The following is a 17,631-nucleotide window of genomic DNA, read 5'->3' as shown; positions in this document are numbered from 1 at the left end:
CATGCGAAAATAAACGCATGAGCAGCGAGCCCCCACCGAGATGGCGCCGACTGGAACCGGATGAGCGAAAGGAGCAAATCTTCACCTGCGCCGTGCAGCTGTTCGGGCAGCGCCCCTATTCCGATGTGTCCACATCGGACATTGCGGCCGAGGCGGGGGTTGCCCGCGGTCTCATCAACCACTACTTTGGCACCAAACGAGAGCTGTACCTCGCGGTGATCCGGCGTGCGCTGGTCGTGCCGAGAATGGCCGTCGAGATCCTCCCTGAAGGGCCGCTGGAGCTTCGCGCGGACGTCGCCATCGACTGGTTCCTCGACATGGTGACGAAGCAGGAGCGCACCTGGCTCGCGGCGATCGCCCCGGAGGGCATCGGCCGTGATCTCGAGATCGAGGAGATCCTCGAAGAAGCGGACAGGGAGTCGGCCGACCGCGTGCTCGAAGCCGTCGGTCTCTCCCGCGAGAGCGAGCACGGCCCGGAACTGAACGCGCTCGTCCGCGCGTTCGGCGGGATGGTGAAAGCGGCAGGCCGGGAATGGCTGGTGCGCGGCTCGCTCACCCGCGAGCAGGTGCACACCTTGCTGAGCAAATCTCTGGTCACGCTCGTGGGTGAAGTGTTTCCGGTGATCCAGGCGCAGAATCAGCCTATCGAGTGAGCGAGTAGTCGAGGGGCTTTGTGAGAGGGTCGAACCGCTATGACCCTCCTGAGCGGAACCTTCTCGGGAACGCTCCTGCTCGAACCCCGGACCCCGCCACCGTCACCCCGCCGCCCGCGCAACTGGCTGTTGCCCGCGGTGCTGCTCGTGTGCTGGCTGGTGCTCGGCGGCGCGACCGGACCCTTCCCAGGCAAACTGACCGAGATCCAGAGCAACGACCCGAGTTCCTTCCTGCCCGCGGGCGCCGAGTCGACGGCCGTGCAGGAACTGCAGGAGAAGTTCGCCCAGCGGCGCCTGCTCGTCACGGTCGTGGTGTTCGAGCGCGCGACCGGCCTGACCACGATCGACCAGGTCACCATCGCCGAGAAGGCCGCCGAACTGTCCGGCCTGCGAGGGCTCGACGGCACCGGCTCGCCCCCGATCTTCTCCGTCGACGGCCGCGCGGCCCAGGTGCTGCTGCCGGTGTCCGGCGAAGATCCCTACCGGGCGGGCGCGGTGGTCAAGGAACTCCGGCTCGTCGCGTCGACCGGCCTGCCGGACGGCTTGCGCGCGCTGGCGACCGGCCCCGGTGGCTACAACGCCGACCTGGCCGAGGTGTTCGGCGGCATCGACGGAGTGTTGCTGCTGATCACGGCGGTGCTGGTGGCGTTGATCCTGATCATCGTCTACCGCAGCCCGTTGCTGCCGTTGTTCGTGCTGATCTCGGCCGGGCTGGCGCTCGCGTCTTCGTCGGCGGTCATCTACGCGCTCGCGAAGGCGGGCGTGCTGACCTTGAACGGGCAGTCACAAGGGATCCTGCTGATCTTGGTCTTCGGCGCGGCGACGGACTACGCGCTGCTCCTGGTCTCGCGCTACCGCGAAGAGCTGCTGCGCACGACGCACGCACCGACCGCGATGCGCATCGCCTGGCGTTCGTCGTTCGAGCCGATCGCGGCGTCCGGCGGCACGGTCATCCTGGGCATGTTGTGCATGCTGGCCAGCGAACTCACCTCGAACCGCAGCCTCGGCCCGGTCGCGGCGATCGGCATCGCGGGCGCGTTGCTGTCCTCGCTGACCTTCCTGCCCGCGGTGCTGGCGCTGGTCGGCCGCGCGGCTTTCTGGCCGTCGCACCCCTATCCGCGCAAGCACCGCCTGATCACCCGTGGCATCTTCGACAAGATCGCTTCACTGGTCCAGAAACGGCCGCGCTGGACGTGGGCGCTCACCGCGCTCGTGCTCCTCGTCGGCGTCGCCTTCGTCCCGTCACTGAAGGCGCACGGCACCTCCCAGCAAGATCTGTTCCTGACCGACGTCGACGCCGTGACCGGCCAAAACGTACTGAGCGCGCACTTCCCCGGCGGCACCGGCAGCCCCGCGGTCATCATGTGCCGCGCGGAAAACGCAGGCCTCGTCCTCGCCGCGCTCAAGAACGAGCCGGGCATCGTCGACCTGACCCCGACCCCGGCCGACCCCCGCAACGTTTCCGCCGGCTTGAAGGTGGTGGACGGAATGGCCGAAATCACGGCGACCCTCCGCGCCCCTGCCGACTCCCCCGCCGCCGACACGGTCGTCCACCGCCTGCGCTCGCTCGTCCACACGATCCCCGGCACGAAAGTCGGCGGCGCCACCGCTCAGCAGCAGGACATGGTCACCGCGGCCACCCACGACCGCAACACGATCATCCCGATCGTCCTGCTGGTGATCTTCCTCGTGCTGGCACTGCTCTTGCGCGCACTCGTGATCCCGTTGCTGCTGATGGCGACGGTCGTCCTGTCGTTCGGCGCGACACTGGGCGTCGGAGCGTGGGTGTTCAACGACCTGCTCGGCTTCCCCGGCGCCGATCCGGCGATCCCGTTGTACGCCTTCGTGTTCCTCGTCGCCTTGGGTATCGACTACAACATCTTCCTGATGACCCGCGCCCGTGAGGAAGCGCTGCGCCTGGGGACGGAACGCGGCACTTTGAACGCGCTGACGGTCACCGGCGGCGTGATCACTTCGGCGGGCATCGTGCTCGCGGCGACCTTCGCTGCCCTGTCGGTGATCCCGATCCTGTTCTTGGCTCAGGTCGCGTTCCTGGTCGCCTTCGGGGTCCTGCTGGACACCTTCGTCGTGCGCTCGCTCCTGGTCCCCGCACTGGCGGTCGACCTCGGCAAAGTGCTGTGGTGGCCCAGCAAACTCGCCCGACGCTGAAAGGGTCGTGACTCCCATGTCGGACACCCTGACTGTCCACAAAGGAGCCACGTTGGCGATTTTTGTGCCGCGTTGTCGCTTTGCGCACATTTTGCAGTGGGTTGGACGGCATGAACGGGGCGCTTGCGTCGCTCAGCGTTGTGAACGTGGCGTTCATCCCTTCAGCCGACCCGGGAGGGCGACTTTGCCGGGCCCCTGCGGAGTCGTGAGTGGTACGGCCGGTTCTAACCGGCCAAAACACTCACGACCCCTAGACGCTTACGAGACCAGGAGTCTCAGGCACCACGGCCGGGCGAGGCAGAAGGAGCGCGAGCACAGCGCCGAGCGCGGCGACAAGCGCCGCTAGCAGCAGGGCCGTGGACATCGCGTCGACGAAGGTCAGGTGCGCCGTCGCGCGGGCGGCCGCCGAAACGCGCGGGGCGAAGCCTTGGGAAACCGCGTCGGGGGAAGCGAGCAGAGCGGTCTGGTCGCGATAGGACAGCGCGATCCGGGCGACGCGCTCCGGGAGCGTCGCGCTGACCTGCCAGGTCAGGATCGCGCCGGTCGCGACGATGCCGAGCACGCCCCCGGCCTGAGAGGCGACCTGCTGCAACGCCGAGGCGGAGCCGGTCGCGGAGTCCGGGCAGGCGCCCATGATGGCTTCGGTCGCGGCGATCACGCACAGTCCGGTGCCGAAGCCCGCCAAGGCGCCGGACGACAACACGGCCGCGAAACTCGATCGGGTGTCGAGGAATGACAGGCCGATGAGGCCGCACGCGACCAGCACGAGACCGGCGCTGACCGGCCAGCGGGGGCCGAAGCGCTGGGCGAGGAGGCCGCCGATCGGGGCAGAGAGCACTACCACGCAGGTCGGGCCGAGCATCCACGCGCCCGCGGTCACCGGGGACAGGCCGCGCACGTTCTGGAGATAGAGCGTGAGCAGGAACAACAGCCCGAAGACGCCGAACGAGCTGACGCCGACCAAGATCGTCCCGACGGACACCGCCCGGGAAGCGAGCAAGCGGCGGACACCGCCGGATCCGGGGACGCCGCGGGACTCCGAGACGAAGGCCCAGGCCAGCGCGACCGTGATCAGCGCGACCGGGACGTTGACCGCGAACACCGCCTGCCAGCCGAAACCCTGGACGACGACGCCCGCGAGGACCGGGCCGAGGCCGATGGCCAACGCGTTGGCGCCGCCCCAGATGCCCAAGGGGAGGCCGAGCTTGTCCGCGGGGAACGCGGCGCGGACCAGCGCCAAGGCCGCGGGCTGCAGCAACGCGCCCGCGAGGCCTTGGAGCACGCGGAAGACGACGAGTGACCAGACGCCGTCGGACAGGGCGATGCCCAGTGACGCGGCGCCGAAGCCGAGTACGCCGATGACGAAGGTGCGGCGGCGGCCGATCCGGTCGGCGAGCCTGCCGGCGGGCAGCAGCCCGAGTGCCAGCGCGACCAGGTAGGCGTTCGCGATGAGTTCCAGCTGGCCGAGGGTCGCGCCTGCCGAAGCGGAGATATAGGGGGCGGCGATCGTGGTCGCCGTGCCGTCGAGGCCGACCATCGCACCACCCAGCACGCCGGCGGTCAGAGTCCACCAGCGCCTGCTTGTGGTTTCCATCTCTTTCACTATGAACGCACACGGAAAGCGGTCACCCGGCACCCCCGGCTCTCACTCTTTAGAAACGAATTCCTTTCAGAGCGACCTGGAATTATCGCTGAGAGTCACCTCGGTGCGAATACGGTTGTCACCCGGTCGGGGAGAGCTTTCTCAGTGACTTGCATTCAGTGCGAGGCCTGGCTAGCGTCATCCCCACTTATCACCCCGACTGCGTGATTCCGCCTGCACTGGTGTTCCCCCGCACCACGCCTGCGTCGAATCAATTCTGCCGATAACGGACGCCCGATACAAAGGGTGACGCGCGAAAGTCTGCCGGTGATGAGCCGCCCGGAATTACTTCCTACCGTGGGAGAGTGCGCATGTCTTCGGCTGAGCGCCGGTACCCCGAACCGACGGACGGCCTGGTCCCCTCGGTGCGGCCATTGACCGGCTATCTGTTCGACCGCGCGGAGTCGCGAGACCCCGCCTTCACCTTCCTCGACTTCTCCGCCGATCGCGAAGGCACCGAAGTCACCCTCAGCTGGGCCGAGCTCGCCACCAAGGTGCGTGCGGTCGCTGCCGAGCTGACCAAGATCACCGCGCCCGGCGCGCGCGTGGCGATCCTCGCACCTCAGGACCTCACCTACGTCGTCGGTTTCCTCGGCGCGCTGCACGCGGGCACCATCGCCGTGCCGCTGTTCGCGCCCGAGGTGAGCCAGCACGGAGAACGCCTGGTCGGCGCCTTGGACGACTGCGCGCCGGACATCTGGCTGACCGCGAAGAGCGCGCTGCCCGCCGTGCGCGAGCTCGCCGAGGTGAGCCCGGTCCCGATGCCGAAGCAGATCCTCGCGGTCGACGAGATCGCCGACGAGGCCGGCGCCGGTTTCGAACCCCCCGCGCTCGAGCTCGACGCACCGGCGTACCTTCAGTACACGTCGGGCTCCACGAGGGCGCCTGCGGGCGCGGTGATCACGCATCGCGCCATTTCCGCGAACTGTCATCAGATGACGAGCGGATTCGGCGTCGACAATACGTGGACGTGCACCGGCTGGATTCCCTTCTTCCATGACATGGGATTGCTCCAACTGCTCTGCGCGCCGGTATTTTCGGGCGCCCGCTCGGTATTCATGACACCTTTCAACTTCGTCATGAAACCGCTGCGCTGGCTCAAGCAGCTCGCCGCATTCCCGAACACCTACGCCGCCGCCCCGAATTTCGCTTTCGACTACGCCGCGCGCAAGATCAAAGAGGCCGACCGCCTGCTGCTCGACCTTTCCGGGGTGCGCGCGATCGCGAACGGCAGCGAGCCGATCCGGCCGAGCAGCATCGCCGCCTTCCAGGCCGCGTTCGGCCCGCAGGGGCTGGCCCCGCAGGCGCACCGCCCGTCGTACGGGCTCGCCGAAGCCACCGTGTACGTCACCAACACACGGGCGGACGGCCCGACGATCACCGCGTTCGACCGCGCCGCCCTCTCCGGCGACCGCGGTGTCGTCGTGGCTCCGGGCACTCCGGGCTCGCTGGAGCTGGTCGCGGCGGGCAGGCCGGAGGGTCAGCTCGTCCGCATCGTCGACCCGGTGACCTCGAAGACCCGCCTCGGCGGGGAGGTCGGCGAAATCTGGGTGCACGGTCCCAACGTCGCCACCGGGTACTGGCAACAGCCCGAGCGCAGCGAGGAGACCTTCGGCGGCCGGGTCGACGGCGACCGCGACCGGACCTGGCTGCGCACCGGTGACCTCGGCCTGTTCCACGAAGGCCTGCTCTACATCACCGGGCGTATCAAGGACCTGATCATCATCGACGGGAAGAACCACTACCCGCAGGACATCGAGGTGACCGTCCAGGACGCGCACCCGGCCATCCGCCAGGACCGCGTCGCCGCGTTCGCGGTGCAGGACGAGCGCGGGGTCGAGGGCGCCGCGGTGGTCGCCGAGTTCGACCGGACCTCCGGGCCGGAGCCCGACCACGACGAACTGGCCAAGATCGTCCGCCGCGCGGTGTCCGCCGCGCACGACGTCCGGCTGCTGGGCTTCAAGCTCGTCGCGCCGGGCGGGGTGCTGCGCACCTCCAGCGGCAAGATCGCCCGCGCCGCCACGAAGGACCGATTCTTCTCATGACGACCGAAGAACTGGCGCGCTGGCTCACCGAGCAGCTCGCGGAACTCTGCGACCTCGACCTCGCCGAGGTCGACCCCGCCAGGCCGTTCGGCGAGTACGGCCTGTCCTCGCGCCGGGCCGTCGAGCTGGCCGGTGAACTCGAGGACATGCTCGACGTGACGCTGCCGACCACGCTGATCTGGGAGCACCCGACGATCGAGCGGCTCGCCAAGGCGCTGACCGGCGAGACCGAGGCGCCGCGCGACGAACTCGCGGTCACCGCCGACGAGCCGATCGCGGTGGTCGGCCTCGGCTGCCGCCTGCCCGGCGGGATCCACGGGCCGGAGCAGTTCTGGCGGTTGCTCACCGAGGGGCTCGAAGCGATCTCCGAGGTGCCGCAAAACCGTTGGGACGGTTACGAAAACGTTCCCGAGGACACCACGCGCTGGGGTGGTTTCCTCGACGACATCGCCGGTTTCGACGCCGAGTTCTTCGGCATCGCGCCGCGCGAGGCGGCCCGCATGGACCCGCAGCAGCGCATGGTCCTCGAGGTCGCTTGGGAAGCGCTGGAGCACGCCGGGATCGCGCCGCGTTCGCTCGGCGGCAGCCGGACCGGCGTGTTCGTCGGTGTCAGCGGCACCGAGTACAGCGCGCTGTCACTCGCGGACGTCGGCGAGGTCGACGCCTGGGCGGGCACCGGCTCCGCGCTCGCGATCGCGGCCAACCGGCTTTCGTACGCACTGGACCTGCGCGGACCGAGCATGGCGGTCGACACGGCCTGCTCGTCCTCGCTGACCTCGGTGCACCTCGCCGTGCAGAGCCTGCGCTCCGGCGAGAGCGACGCCGCGCTGGCCGGCGGCGCGAACCTGCTGCTCGGCCCCGGTGTCACCGCGAACTTCGACCAGATGGGCATTCTGGCCAAGGACGGCCGGTGCAAGCCGTTCGCGGCGGGCGCCGACGGCATCGCGCGCGCCGAGGGCGCCGGGATCGTGGTGCTCAAACGGCTTTCCGACGCGCGTGCCGACGGTGACCGCGTGCTCGCCGTCATCCGCGGCACCGCCACCAACTCCGACGGCCGGTCCAACGGCCTCACCGCGCCCAACCCCGAGGCACAGCAGGCCTTGCTGCACACGGCGTACCGGCGCGCGGGCATCGATCCCTCCACTGTGGACTACGTGGAGGCGCACGGCACCGGGACGCTGCTCGGCGACCCGATCGAGGCGGGCGCGCTCGGCGCGGTACTGGGCGCCGGGCGGCCCGCCGACAAGCCGTTGCTGCTCGGTTCGGTCAAGAGCAATCTCGGCCACCTCGAAGCCGCGGCGGGCATCACCGGCCTGATCAAGGTCGTGCTCGCGTTGCAGCACAAGCGAATCCCGGCCACGCTGAACTTCGACGGCCCGAACCCGCACATCGCCTTCGACGAGCTGCGCCTGGCCGTCGCCGACACCGCGCGCCCGTGGCCAGAGCACGATCGTCCCGCGCTCGCGGGCGTTTCCGGCTTCGGGTTCGGCGGCACCAACGCCCACGTGATCCTGGAGCAGGTGCCGACGCCCGAGCCGACGCGCGCCGAGAGCCACGGCCGGTTCCTGCTGAGCGCGGCGAACGAGGACAGGCTCCGCGAAGCGGCCGGAAACCTCGCCGCGTGGGTGGACTCGCGTGACGTGAAGCCGGCCGATGTCGAGCACACGCTCGCGCGCAGGCTCGGCGGGAAGACTCGCGCGGCGGTCGTCGCGCGGACCCGCGATGAGCTGGTCAGCGGACTGCGCGGGCTTTCCTTGGGAGAGCAGCACGTCACGACCGGGCCGCTCGACGGTGACGGGCCGGTGTTCGTCTTCTCCGGGCACGGCGCGCAGTGGGCGGGCATGGGCAAGCGCCTGCTCACCGAGGAACCCGCGTTCGCCGCGGCCGTCGCCAGGCTCGACCCGCTCATCCACGCCGAAAGCGGCTTCTCGTTGCGCGCGGAGCTTCAGTCCGGCGCCGAGGCCGCGACCATGGACCACGTGCAGCCGCTCGTGTTCGGCATCCAGGTCGCGCTGGCCGAACTGTGGCGCTCGCACGGGGTCACCCCCGCCGCGGTGATCGGCCACTCGTTCGGCGAGGTCGCCGCCGCCGTGGTCGCGGGCGCGATCAGCGAGGCCGACGGCGCGAAGATCGTCGCGCTGCGCTCGCGCCTGCTCGCCTCGCTGGCGGGCGACGGCGCGATGGCGCTGCTGGAACTCGGCGCCGAAGAAGCGGCCGAGCTGGTCGACGGGGTGTCCGATGTGGACATCGCGGTGCTGTCGGCGCCACGCCAGACGGTGATCGCCGGGCGCGCCGAGCAGGTCAAGCGCATCGTGTCCACTGTGGAGGAACGGGGCCTGCTCGCCAGGCTGGTGAACCTCGACGTCGCCGCGCACTCCCCCATCGTCGACCGGGTCACCGGCACGCTCATCGAAGGGCTCGGCGCGCTGTCCGCCGGTCAGGCGGGCATCCGGTTCTACGGGACCGCGCTCGACGATCCGCGCAGGCGCCCCGATTTCGACGCCCGCTACTGGGCGGCGAACCTGCGTCAGCCGGTGCGGTTCGCGGGCGCGGTCGAAGCGGCCGTCGCCGATGGCTATCGCGCGTTCATCGAGGTCTCCCCGCATCCCGTGCTGCGGCACGCTCTGCTCGACAACCTCGCCGCGCGCGGGCACGCCGAAGCGCTGGTCCTTTCGACGCTCAAGCAGTGCGACGACGAGACCACGCACTTCCACACTCAGCTCGCGGCCTGGGAACTCGCCACCACGCCGGTCGCCCGGCCAGGTCAGGTCACCGACCTGCCGACGACCGCGTGGCGGCATGTGCGCCACTGGCTGCCCGTGCCGAAGCCGCGCTGCTCCTGCGGCTCGAAGGCCCCGGCCGTCCAGTTGCCCGAGACCGAGACCTCGGACTCGCTGCTGACCCCGCGCTGGCGGCCGGTGGACGCGCCGCACGGCAAGCCGCTCGCGTCGATCGCCTTGCTGGGCCAGACCTTCTCCCCGCTCGGCATCGCGCTGCGCAACTACGGCATCGGCGCGGAGCCGGAGTCGGCGGAAGCCGTCGTCGTCCTGCTCCCGGACGACGACAACGACCCGGCGGGCGCGCTGGCCGCGGCCGAACGCGCGATCCTCACGGTCAGCGAGGTGGTCCGCCGCTGCGCGGACAGCGGCAAGCCGCCCCGGCTGCTGCTGGCGACCACCGGCGCGGCCGCGGTGACCGAAGGCGAAGCGGGCATGCCCGCGTTCGCCGCGCTGCGTGGCCTGGTGCGGGTGCTCGGCAACGAACACCCCGAGCTCCGGTCCATCCTGCTCGACTGCGACCCGGCGTCGCCGCCCGAAGAGCGGGCCAGGCGCCTGCTCGCGGAGCTGTCCTCCGGCAAGGACGACGAGGTCGCCTGGCGAGCCGGTCAACGGCACGCGCGACGGCTGGAACGCGTCACGTTGGACGCGCCGACACGTCCGGTCGTCCGTAACGACGGGTCCTATGTGGTCACCGGCGGTCTCGGCGGCATCGGCCTGTTCGTCGCCTCCTGGCTGGCAGGCCAGGGCGCGCGCCGGTTGGTCCTCAATGGACGGTCTGCGCCGCAGCCGGACGCCAGGCGTGAGCTCGACCGGATCGCCGCGGGCACCGAGGTCGTGGTCGTGCTCGGCGACATCGCCGAACCGGGCGTCGCCGAGCGGCTGATCACCGCGGCGGGCCCGAACCTGCGTGGCGTGCTGCACGCGGCCGCCGTCTTCGACGACCGGACCACCGCGCGGCTCGACGCGGCCACCCTGCACCGGACCTGGGCTCCCAAGGCCTACGGCGCCTGGCGGCTGCACGAGGCGACGGTCGATCTCGACCTCGACTGGTGGGTCGGTTTCTCCTCGATCGCCGGACTGCTCGGCTTCTTCGGCCAGCCCGCGTACGCGACGGCGAACGCCTACCTCGACGCGCTGGTCACCCTGCGCCGGGCGCAGGGCCTGCCTGCCACGTCGATCGCCTGGGGCACCTGGGCCGAGGTCGGCAAGGCCACCTCGATCAACATGCCTGGCCTGCGCGCGATCCGGCCGGACGAGGGCATCGCGGTGCTCGCCGGCGCGGCCGGGTCCGACGCAGGCGTGCTCGGCTGGGCGCACGTGGACGAGACGAAGCTCGTCGCCGTCTACCCGCAGCTGGCCGAAAAGCCGTTCTGCTCCGGCTTGCTCAGCACCACCGTGACCAGCGGATGGGCCGGGCCGCAAGCGCTTGCCTCCCTGCCTGCGGCCCAAGCGAGGGAGGCGGCGGGCACCCAGCTGCGTACCCGCATCGCGTCGGTGCTGGGCTTCGCGCCCACCACTTTGGACACCACCACCCCGCTCATCGCGCTCGGCGTCGACTCGCTGCTCGCGGTGCGGATCCGCAACGCCGTGCAGTACGACTTCGGCATCGCGTTGCCGGTCTCACTGCTGCTGCGCGGCGCGAGCGCCGGCGAGACCGAGGAGTGGCTCTTCGGTGAACTCGGCATCGGCGGCGCGCTGCCGAGGATGCGCACCCAGCAGGTCCTCATCGGCCCGCGCGACGCGGCCGAGCGGCTGGTCACCAGCGCGTGGCGGGACGTGCTCGGCATCGAGGTCGGCGTGACGCAGGACTTCTACGGCATCGGCGGCACCAGGGCGAAGGCCGAAGAGGTCACCGCGATGCTGGTCAAGCGCAGTGGGCGTGAGCTCACCATCTCGGAGCTGTTCGAGCATCCGTCGATCGAACGGATGGCCGCGCATCTGCGCGAGGAGGACCACGGCGGCGTGGTGCGGACGCTGCGCGCGGAAGGCACGCGAACGCCGCTGTTCTTCTTCCACCCCAGCGGCGGCGACACAGCTGTCTACCAGCAGCTGACCGATCTGCTCGAAGGCGACTTCCCGGTGTACGGGTTCGACCGGCTCGACGGCGTCTCGTCCGTCGAGGACCGGATCGAGCGGTATCTGCCCGAACTGCGCGCGATCCAGCCGCATGGCCCGTACCGGCTCGCCGGCTGGTCGTTCGGCGGGTGCCAGGCGTTCCACATGGCGCAACGTTTGCGCCATGCCGGTGAGCAGGTCGAGCTGCTGGGGTTGATCGATCCCATCATCCCGCTGCCCAACCACACCGGACTGTCCGAAGTGGAGCTGCTCGAGAAGCGCTTCGAGCGATTCGAGGAGTTCGTCGGCTCGTGCTACGGCCGCAAGATCACGCTGCCCTACGCGAAGATGGCGCGGCTGGGCGACGAGGAGCAGGTCGAACTGCTGATCTCGGCCATGCGGGACGAGGGACTGGTCAACAGCGCGGTCAGCGACGCGATCCTCACCCACCAGCGCACGTCCTTTTTGGATTCGCGGGCGCTGGAGCGCTATGTCGCGCAGGCGTACGACGGCCCCGCCGTCTACTTCAGCGCCGCCGAGCCGGTGCCGGGCGGGCTGCGTGACGAGCGGTTCGACCGGATGGATCCGGCGCGTGGCTGGGACGAGGTGTGCTCGCGGCTGGACGTGCTCACCGTGCCGGGGCATCACCTGTCGCTGCTCGATCCGCCCAATGTGGACGTCATCGGCGAGCACCTCAACGGGCTGCTGGCCAGCCTGGACTTCAGCGGGGCGAGGGGCGAATGATGCCAGGGGTGACCGGGGTGGAGGAGCTGCGCTTCTTCTCCCCGGCCGTCGGCCGCGACGTCGGCGTCACCCTGCTGACGCCGAAGGGTGAACAGCCTGCCGGCGGCTATCCGGTGCTGTTGCTGCTGCACGGTTCCTCCGATGATCAGCGCAGCTGGATGCTTAATACGCAGATAGCCGAACTGGCCGCGGCTTCGAATGTGCTCGTCGCGATGCCCGAAGGCGGCAGGCTGGGCTTCTACACCGATTGGCGGGTGCCCGATCGCGACGGCACCATTCCGCGCTGGGAGTCCTTCCACCTCGGCGAGTTGCTGCCGAGGCTGGAAAACGAATACGGCGCTTCGGACGTGCGGATGGTCGCCGGGATCTCCATGGGCGGCTATGGCGCGTTGCGCTATGGCATGCGTCATCCCGAAATGTTCCGCGCGGTGGCGTCACTGAGCGGAATCATGCATCTCACCCGGCCGGGGATGGCGGCGCTGCTGGGGCTGCTCTCCGTGAGGGAAGGCCTACGCCCAGGCAAGATTTGGGGGCCACGCTGGTCTTCACGGGCGGCTTGGGCCGAAAACGATCCGCTGCTGCACGCCGAGGCGCTCGCTTCGACCAGGATTTATCTCGCGGCAGGCGATGGTCACCGGGTGCCGGGCGAGGAAACCGTGCCGGGCATGGGCCTGATTGAACAATATTCACGTTCAATGACCGAGGAGCTGGCCGAGCGTCTGCACGCGCTGAACGCGGACGTCACCACGGACTTCGGGACCGGAACGCATTTCTGGCAGACCTGGCGTGGAGCGCTGGAGCGGCTTTGGCCGTATGTGCTCGACACCCTGCGATAACAGTGCGCATGTTTACACCCCCGGTGCCTCGAGGGGGGAGGTGGGCACCGGGGGCCCGATCAGGATACGACAAAACTCTGTCAAGGTACTGTCATTCGGCCAAGATCTCGCCCAACCGGTGGGCCACGCCGTCCAGCGTCCGATTGATCGCGTAGAGATAGAGCTTCGCGTAGTACTCCTCGGCGTCCACCGGATTGCGGTCGTCCTCCATGGACACGAACTGAGAGGCCGTACAGAGCAACGAGTTGTAGGCCATCAGGGCCTCCTCGCCGAAACCGGCTTCGGCGAGCAGCGCGGTGCCTGCCGTGATGAACCGCTCGGAGCCCTTGAGACCGGGGCCGAACAGCGCCAGCCGCCGCGCGGAACCGGGATATCTGCGCAGTACCGTCCGCATCCCGCCGAGCAGTTCGGCGAACCACTCACGCCAGCCGAGCGCCGGATCAGGGGTCGGCAGCTGCGCGAGCACCCGTTCCGCCACCGCGCGCACGACCGCTTCCCGGTCGCCGACATGGTGATAGATGACAGCGGGATAAGCGTCGACGGCCGAAGCGAGCTGACGCAGTGTCCAGTTCTCCAGCCCGCGTTCCGCGGTCAGGCGCATAGCCGCGTCGACGATCCCGTCAGGGGTGACGGCTGGCAGGCCGGAAGCGACGCGGGAACGCGATCGCGCAGGCGGGCCTGAGGACGGCAACGACATGTGTGAACAGTAACCGTGCGCTGCCCCCTGTTGCCAGGCTGCCAGTTTCACCATCCGCGTGGGGATGGGAACATCGGCGCATGCCTCGTCTGCGCTCGAACGGCCTCGAACTCGAATACGACACCTTCGGATCCCCTGCCGATCCACCATTGGTGCTGGTCATGGGCCTGGGCGCGCAGCTGACCACCTGGGACGCCGCATTCTGCGAGCTGCTCGCGGCGCAGGGTTTCCACGTGGTCCGTTTCGACAATCGTGACATAGGCTTGTCCGAATACCTCGACCATCTGCCGCTGCCGGATCTGCAGGCCATCGCAGCCGGTGATCGGACGACTGTCCCCTACCTGCTGGCCGACATGGCCGCGGACGTGGCCGGGCTGTTCGACGCGCTGGGCTTCGCGAAGGCGCATGTCGTGGGCGCGTCGATGGGCGGCATGATCGCGCAGCAGCTCGCGATCGATCACCCCGACCGGCTGCTCAGCCTGTGCTCGATCATGTCGACCACCGGCGATCCGACCGTCGGCCAGGCCGACCCTGCCGCGTTGCAGGCGTTGCTGCGCCAGCCCGCGGCCGGACGGGAAGCGTCGATCGCGCAGAGCGCGGACACTTTGCGCATTCTCAGTTCGCCCGGATTCCCATCCACTGAAGAGTTTTTCGTCGAGAAGGCGACGCGGGCGTACGACCGCGCGTATCACCCGGCCGGGGGAGCCAGGCAGACGGCGGCGGTCATCGCCTCGCCCGACCGCACGGCGGCGCTGGCCGGCGTCCGGGTGCCGGCGCTGGTGATCCACGGCGAGGCCGACCCGCTGATCGGGGTCAGCGGCGGGAAGGCGACGGCGGCGGCGATCCCGGACGCGGAGCTGCTGATCATCGCGGGAATGGGCCACGACCTGCCGCGTGGCGCGTGGCAGACATTGGCGCAGGCCATCGCGCGCAACGCCATCGGGTAAGGCGTCAAGAATCTGTCAAAACCCGGGGCGTATGCGTAGAGAAACCGCGTAAACACGACTCGTGCCCATCCGTACGGGGTTGGGGTGAGTGGATGACTCGGATCGACGCAGGATTCGGTTATCCACTCGGCTTCATGGCGACCTCGGCCACCACGGTGGGCTCGGTGTCCGCGAGCGCGACCGAACATCATCTCCGCTCGCTCGTCGCGCTCGCGATCGTCGCCGGCGCGATATCACTGCTCACCAGAGCGAGAGCCGGGCTGGGCACGGCCGCCGTGGCGTGGGCGTTGCACAGTGGCTTCGTGCTGGGCCGTTCGGGCGAGATCGTGTTCACCGATGAGGCAGGAATCGCGGCGATGGTGCTGGTCTGCGCCGGTGGCTCCGGAATCCTCAAACCCGCCTTACAACGCTGTGTACGGTGGCGGAAAGGGGAATCTGGGAGGAAAACATGGGAATTCGCGCAGGTCTGGCCATCGCCGGGGCATTGACGCTCGCCCTCACCGGAACGGCCGACGCCACCCGGCCGTCTTCACTCACGCTCAAGCCGGCTTCGGTCGCGCCGGGCGGCACGATCAGCGCCGACATCTATTGCCTGCGACCGTCCGGCGCCGGTCCGCTCGCCACCGAGCTGACCTCGGCCGGGTTCGCCGCGCCGATCCCGCTGCACTACGCGGGCGACGGCGGCACCGGCGGGATCGGGATCGCGCTGGCAGGAAGCGGTCAGGCGGTCGCCAAGCCTGGCCGGTACTCGGCCGCTTTCGATTGCTGGGGCTGGATAGTCCGCGCGGACGTCACGGTCTCTTAGCCTGGCGGGCGGCGAGTGCCGCGGTGATCCGGGGAATGCCTGCCGGATGCGTCGGGTCGATACCGGTCAGCTCATGGATCCGGCGAAGCCGGTAGTCGACGGTGTTCGGGTGCACGTGGAGCAGGCTCGCGGTACGGCGGCGGTTGAGGTCGTGCGCGAGGTAGCAGCGCACGGTTTCGAGCAGATCCGGATGCGCGGCAAGCGGTTCCAGCAACGCGGCCAGCCGGTCACGGGCGACACCGGGCCTGGTCAGCTGGTATTCGACGAGGATGTCGTCGAGCCGGTACAGGCCTGGCGGGCGATCGAACCACCGGACGACATCGAGCACGTCGGCCGTTCTCGTCGCGGCCGACGGGACGGCGGCGGGCTCGGCGAGTTCGATCGCGGCGGTGATCGGCGCGCCCGCGGACCGGCCTGCCCGTTCGATGACCGCCGTCCAGCGCGCCCAGTCCACTTCGGACATCTCGGTCGGCACGAGCACGATGCCACCCACACCGTCCACTGAGGACAAAGCACTGCCCGCGGTAGCGTGGTCGAGTTCGGCGAGCAGCCGTCTTACCTTGCGGCGTAAGGCGATCGCCGCGTCGACGCCCGGCATCGCCTCGTCGGGATGCGGCCCGACGGCCAGGCTCAGCACCAGATATCGGGCGGGCGGCATGATTCCCGCCGACCGGAAGACCGCGTCGGCCTGGCCGCCGTCCAGCAGCGCGGCGAGCAATGAGCGGCGGGCGTTGTGCTCCTGGCCGACCTTGGTGCGGACCTCGTCGAGATAGCCGGAAGTGACCGCGGCGGTGATGCCCTCGAGGAACCGCAGCGCCCGCTCGTTGGAGGCGAGGACGTCCGGCAGATCATCGGGCCGCGCGCCGGCGGACGCCGTTCTCAGTATCTCGCGCACCCCGACGTGGTAGGCGGAAAGCACGGCTTCGAGCGGAAACCCTTCCTCCGCGCGGCGTGCGGCCGACCGGCTGACCTGATCCAGCTCTTCGGCGTTGAGCCCGCGATCCTCACGCAGGCCGCGGATGAACGCGCGCAGCACATCCTGCGCGATCGCCGCGATGTCCCCGCGCAGTTCCTCGATCGGCAAGGTCCGGTACGCGGCCACCTCGGCCTGGATGCGCACCAGTATCCGGCTGACCAGCTCGGCCAGCCGCCTGGCGAGCAGATCGTGGATCGGCACCCCGGCGACACTGAGCAGCGACCCCGGCTTGTGATCGGTCACAAAGTCCACGTCCTGATTCTGCCGGAGATACCAGTCAAGCAGCCTGACATCGGAGTCGATGATGTCACGAGGAACAACGATCGCGAGGAGGATTCGTGACGAGTCGACCGTGGACAACGCTGTTCACCGGCTTGCTGTTGACAGCGGCACTGGTTTCCCCCGCCGCCGCGGCGGGCCCCGAGTACGTGGCACTCGGCGACTCGGCGGCCGCCGGGCCGCTCATCCCGCCGCAGGACCCGTCATCGTGGGGCTGCCTGCGCACGCTGGTCGACTATCCGCACGTCGCGGCCTCGAAACTGGGCGCGACGCTGAAGGACGTCACCTGCTCCAGCGCCACGACGGCGCATCTCACGACGCCGCAGTCGACCTCGAGCGGCCCGGTCGCGCCGCAGTTCGAAGCGCTGAGCCCGTCGACGAAACTGGTCACCCTGACCATCGGCGCCAACGACATCGGTCTCGTCAGCGCCGCGCTGACCTGCTTGAACCTCGGCCCGGAGCCACTCGGCCAGTCCTGCGAGGCCAACTTCACCGCGGGCGGCCACGACCAGCTCGCCGACAAGATCACCGCCTTCGAAGCCAACTGGGGCACGGCGATCGACGGCATCCGCGCGAAATCCGCCAACGCCGCGATCTACGTCGTCGGCTACGGCAACTACCTGCCCCGCAACGGCTGCTGGCCGACCGTCCCCGTGTGGGCCCGCGACGCGAACTACCTCCAGGCCACCATCGGCAGGCTCAACGCCGCACTCGCCCGCCAAGCCGAAGCGCACGGCGCGACCTTCGTCGACATCGTCCCGCCGAGCGTCGGCCACGACACCTGCCAGTCACCCTCGGCGAAGTGGTTCGAGGGCATCATCCCGACCGCCGTCGCCGCTCCCCTGCACCCGAACAAGCAAGGCATGGCTGGCATCGGGGCCTACGTCGCCTCGGCCATTTCCTGACCCGGCTTCGCAAGCCCGAAAGTGGCTTTCGTCAGGCCTAATCTGACGAAATCCACATTAGGGGTTTTCCTAGCGCGGCGCGTCCGCTGAAGGCATTA

General features: G+C 69.5%; 12 protein-coding genes. 9 read left to right on the top strand and 3 right to left on the bottom strand.

Translation table 11 applies throughout. From position 1 onward, the window contains the following. The first annotated feature begins 17 nt into the window (after window positions 1–17). Together ACFV15_RS30425 and ACFV15_RS30420 are read left to right on the top strand one after the other, a co-directional pair. On the top strand, window positions 18–653 hold the full coding sequence (locus tag ACFV15_RS30425; RefSeq protein WP_378354535.1) for a TetR/AcrR family transcriptional regulator: 636 nt from the start codon (window positions 18–20) through the stop codon (window positions 651–653). Between the two features lie 39 nt (window positions 654–692). Beyond that, window positions 693–2,822, top strand: a complete 2,130-nt coding sequence (locus tag ACFV15_RS30420) for an MMPL family transporter (RefSeq protein ID WP_378354508.1) — start codon at window positions 693–695, stop codon at window positions 2,820–2,822. A 250-nt stretch (window positions 2,823–3,072) separates the two neighbouring features. Here ACFV15_RS30420 and ACFV15_RS30415 read toward each other — a convergent pair whose 3' ends face one another. Beyond that, window positions 3,073–4,416 carry an MFS transporter gene (locus ACFV15_RS30415; protein WP_378354507.1) on the bottom strand — a complete coding sequence of 448 codons (1,344 nt, stop codon included), beginning with the start codon at window positions 4,414–4,416 and terminating at the stop codon, window positions 3,073–3,075. Between the two features lie 359 nt (window positions 4,417–4,775). Here ACFV15_RS30415 and ACFV15_RS30410 point away from each other — a divergent pair, with 359 nt between their 5' ends. The 3 genes from ACFV15_RS30410 to ACFV15_RS30400 are packed head-to-tail and all read left to right on the top strand — an operon-like array spanning window position 4,776 to window position 12,924. After that, window positions 4,776–6,509 carry a fatty acyl-AMP ligase gene (locus tag ACFV15_RS30410; RefSeq protein ID WP_378354505.1) on the top strand — a complete coding sequence of 578 codons (1,734 nt, stop codon included), beginning with the start codon at window positions 4,776–4,778 and terminating at the stop codon, window positions 6,507–6,509. Next, window positions 6,506–12,088 (top strand): beta-ketoacyl synthase N-terminal-like domain-containing protein, encoded by a 5,583-nt coding sequence (locus tag ACFV15_RS30405; protein ID WP_378354503.1) that lies wholly within the window; start codon window positions 6,506–6,508, stop codon window positions 12,086–12,088. The genes ACFV15_RS30410 and ACFV15_RS30405 overlap by 4 nt, the downstream gene beginning before the upstream one ends. A gap of 17 nt (window positions 12,089–12,105) precedes the next feature. Next, on the top strand, window positions 12,106–12,924 hold the full coding sequence (locus ACFV15_RS30400) for an alpha/beta hydrolase (protein WP_378354502.1): 819 nt from the start codon (window positions 12,106–12,108) through the stop codon (window positions 12,922–12,924). 91 nt (window positions 12,925–13,015) lie between these two features. Here ACFV15_RS30400 and ACFV15_RS30395 read toward each other — a convergent pair whose 3' ends face one another. Further along, window positions 13,016–13,621: a TetR/AcrR family transcriptional regulator gene (locus ACFV15_RS30395; protein ID WP_378354501.1), complete on the bottom strand. Its 606-nt coding sequence runs from the start codon at window positions 13,619–13,621 to the stop codon at window positions 13,016–13,018. An 80-nt stretch (window positions 13,622–13,701) separates the two neighbouring features. On the opposite strand from ACFV15_RS30395, the gene ACFV15_RS30390 reads away from it, so the two are divergent. The 3 genes from ACFV15_RS30390 to ACFV15_RS30380 all read left to right on the top strand — a co-directional run bounded on the left by ACFV15_RS30390 (window position 13,702) and on the right by ACFV15_RS30380 (window position 15,373). After that, window positions 13,702–14,568 (top strand): alpha/beta fold hydrolase, encoded by an 867-nt coding sequence (locus ACFV15_RS30390; RefSeq protein WP_378354499.1) that lies wholly within the window; start codon window positions 13,702–13,704, stop codon window positions 14,566–14,568. 92 nt (window positions 14,569–14,660) lie between these two features. Beyond that, window positions 14,661–15,056 (top strand): hypothetical protein, encoded by a 396-nt coding sequence (locus tag ACFV15_RS30385; protein WP_378354498.1) that lies wholly within the window; start codon window positions 14,661–14,663, stop codon window positions 15,054–15,056. Further along, the gene (locus tag ACFV15_RS30380; RefSeq protein WP_378354497.1) at window positions 15,017–15,373 is read left to right on the top strand and encodes a hypothetical protein; all 357 of its coding nucleotides are present in this window, start codon (window positions 15,017–15,019) and stop codon (window positions 15,371–15,373) included. Before ACFV15_RS30385 ends, ACFV15_RS30380 begins: the two co-directional genes overlap by 40 nt. Here ACFV15_RS30380 and ACFV15_RS30375 read toward each other — a convergent pair. Beyond that, entirely contained in the window at window positions 15,360–16,601 is a 1,242-nt protein-coding gene (locus ACFV15_RS30375; protein ID WP_378354495.1) for a PucR family transcriptional regulator, read from the bottom strand. The genes ACFV15_RS30380 and ACFV15_RS30375 overlap by 14 nt on opposite strands. Before the next feature lie 86 nt (window positions 16,602–16,687). Between ACFV15_RS30375 and ACFV15_RS30370 the strand changes: the two genes are divergently transcribed. Continuing rightward, window positions 16,688–17,533, top strand: a complete 846-nt coding sequence (locus ACFV15_RS30370) for an SGNH/GDSL hydrolase family protein (protein WP_378354493.1) — start codon at window positions 16,688–16,690, stop codon at window positions 17,531–17,533. The last annotated feature ends 98 nt before the right edge of the window (window positions 17,534–17,631 follow it).

This window comes from Amycolatopsis sp. NPDC059657, from assembly GCF_042734395.1.
In the GTDB taxonomy this organism is placed as follows: domain Bacteria; phylum Actinomycetota; class Actinomycetes; order Mycobacteriales; family Pseudonocardiaceae; genus Amycolatopsis.
This window is presented reverse-complemented; position numbering and strand designations above follow the sequence as displayed.

Excerpts from the sequence above, each read along its gene's own strand:
- ACFV15_RS30410 (WP_378354505.1), top strand. The coding sequence starts at position 4,776 with ATGTCTTCGGCTGAGCGCCGGTACCCCGAACCGACGGACGGCCTGGTC.
- ACFV15_RS30395 (WP_378354501.1), bottom strand. The coding sequence starts at position 13,621 with ATGTCGTTGCCGTCCTCAGGCCCGCCTGCGCGATCGCGTTCCCGCGTC.
- ACFV15_RS30415 (WP_378354507.1), bottom strand. The coding sequence starts at position 4,416 with ATGGAAACCACAAGCAGGCGCTGGTGGACTCTGACCGCCGGCGTGCTG.
- ACFV15_RS30420 (WP_378354508.1), top strand. The coding sequence starts at position 693 with ATGACCCTCCTGAGCGGAACCTTCTCGGGAACGCTCCTGCTCGAACCC.
- ACFV15_RS30405 (WP_378354503.1), top strand. The coding sequence starts at position 6,506 with ATGACGACCGAAGAACTGGCGCGCTGGCTCACCGAGCAGCTCGCGGAA.
- ACFV15_RS30425 (WP_378354535.1), top strand. The coding sequence starts at position 18 with ATGAGCAGCGAGCCCCCACCGAGATGGCGCCGACTGGAACCGGATGAG.
- ACFV15_RS30390 (WP_378354499.1), top strand. The coding sequence starts at position 13,702 with ATGCCTCGTCTGCGCTCGAACGGCCTCGAACTCGAATACGACACCTTC.
- ACFV15_RS30385 (WP_378354498.1), top strand. The coding sequence starts at position 14,661 with ATGACTCGGATCGACGCAGGATTCGGTTATCCACTCGGCTTCATGGCG.
- ACFV15_RS30380 (WP_378354497.1), top strand. The coding sequence starts at position 15,017 with ATGGGAATTCGCGCAGGTCTGGCCATCGCCGGGGCATTGACGCTCGCC.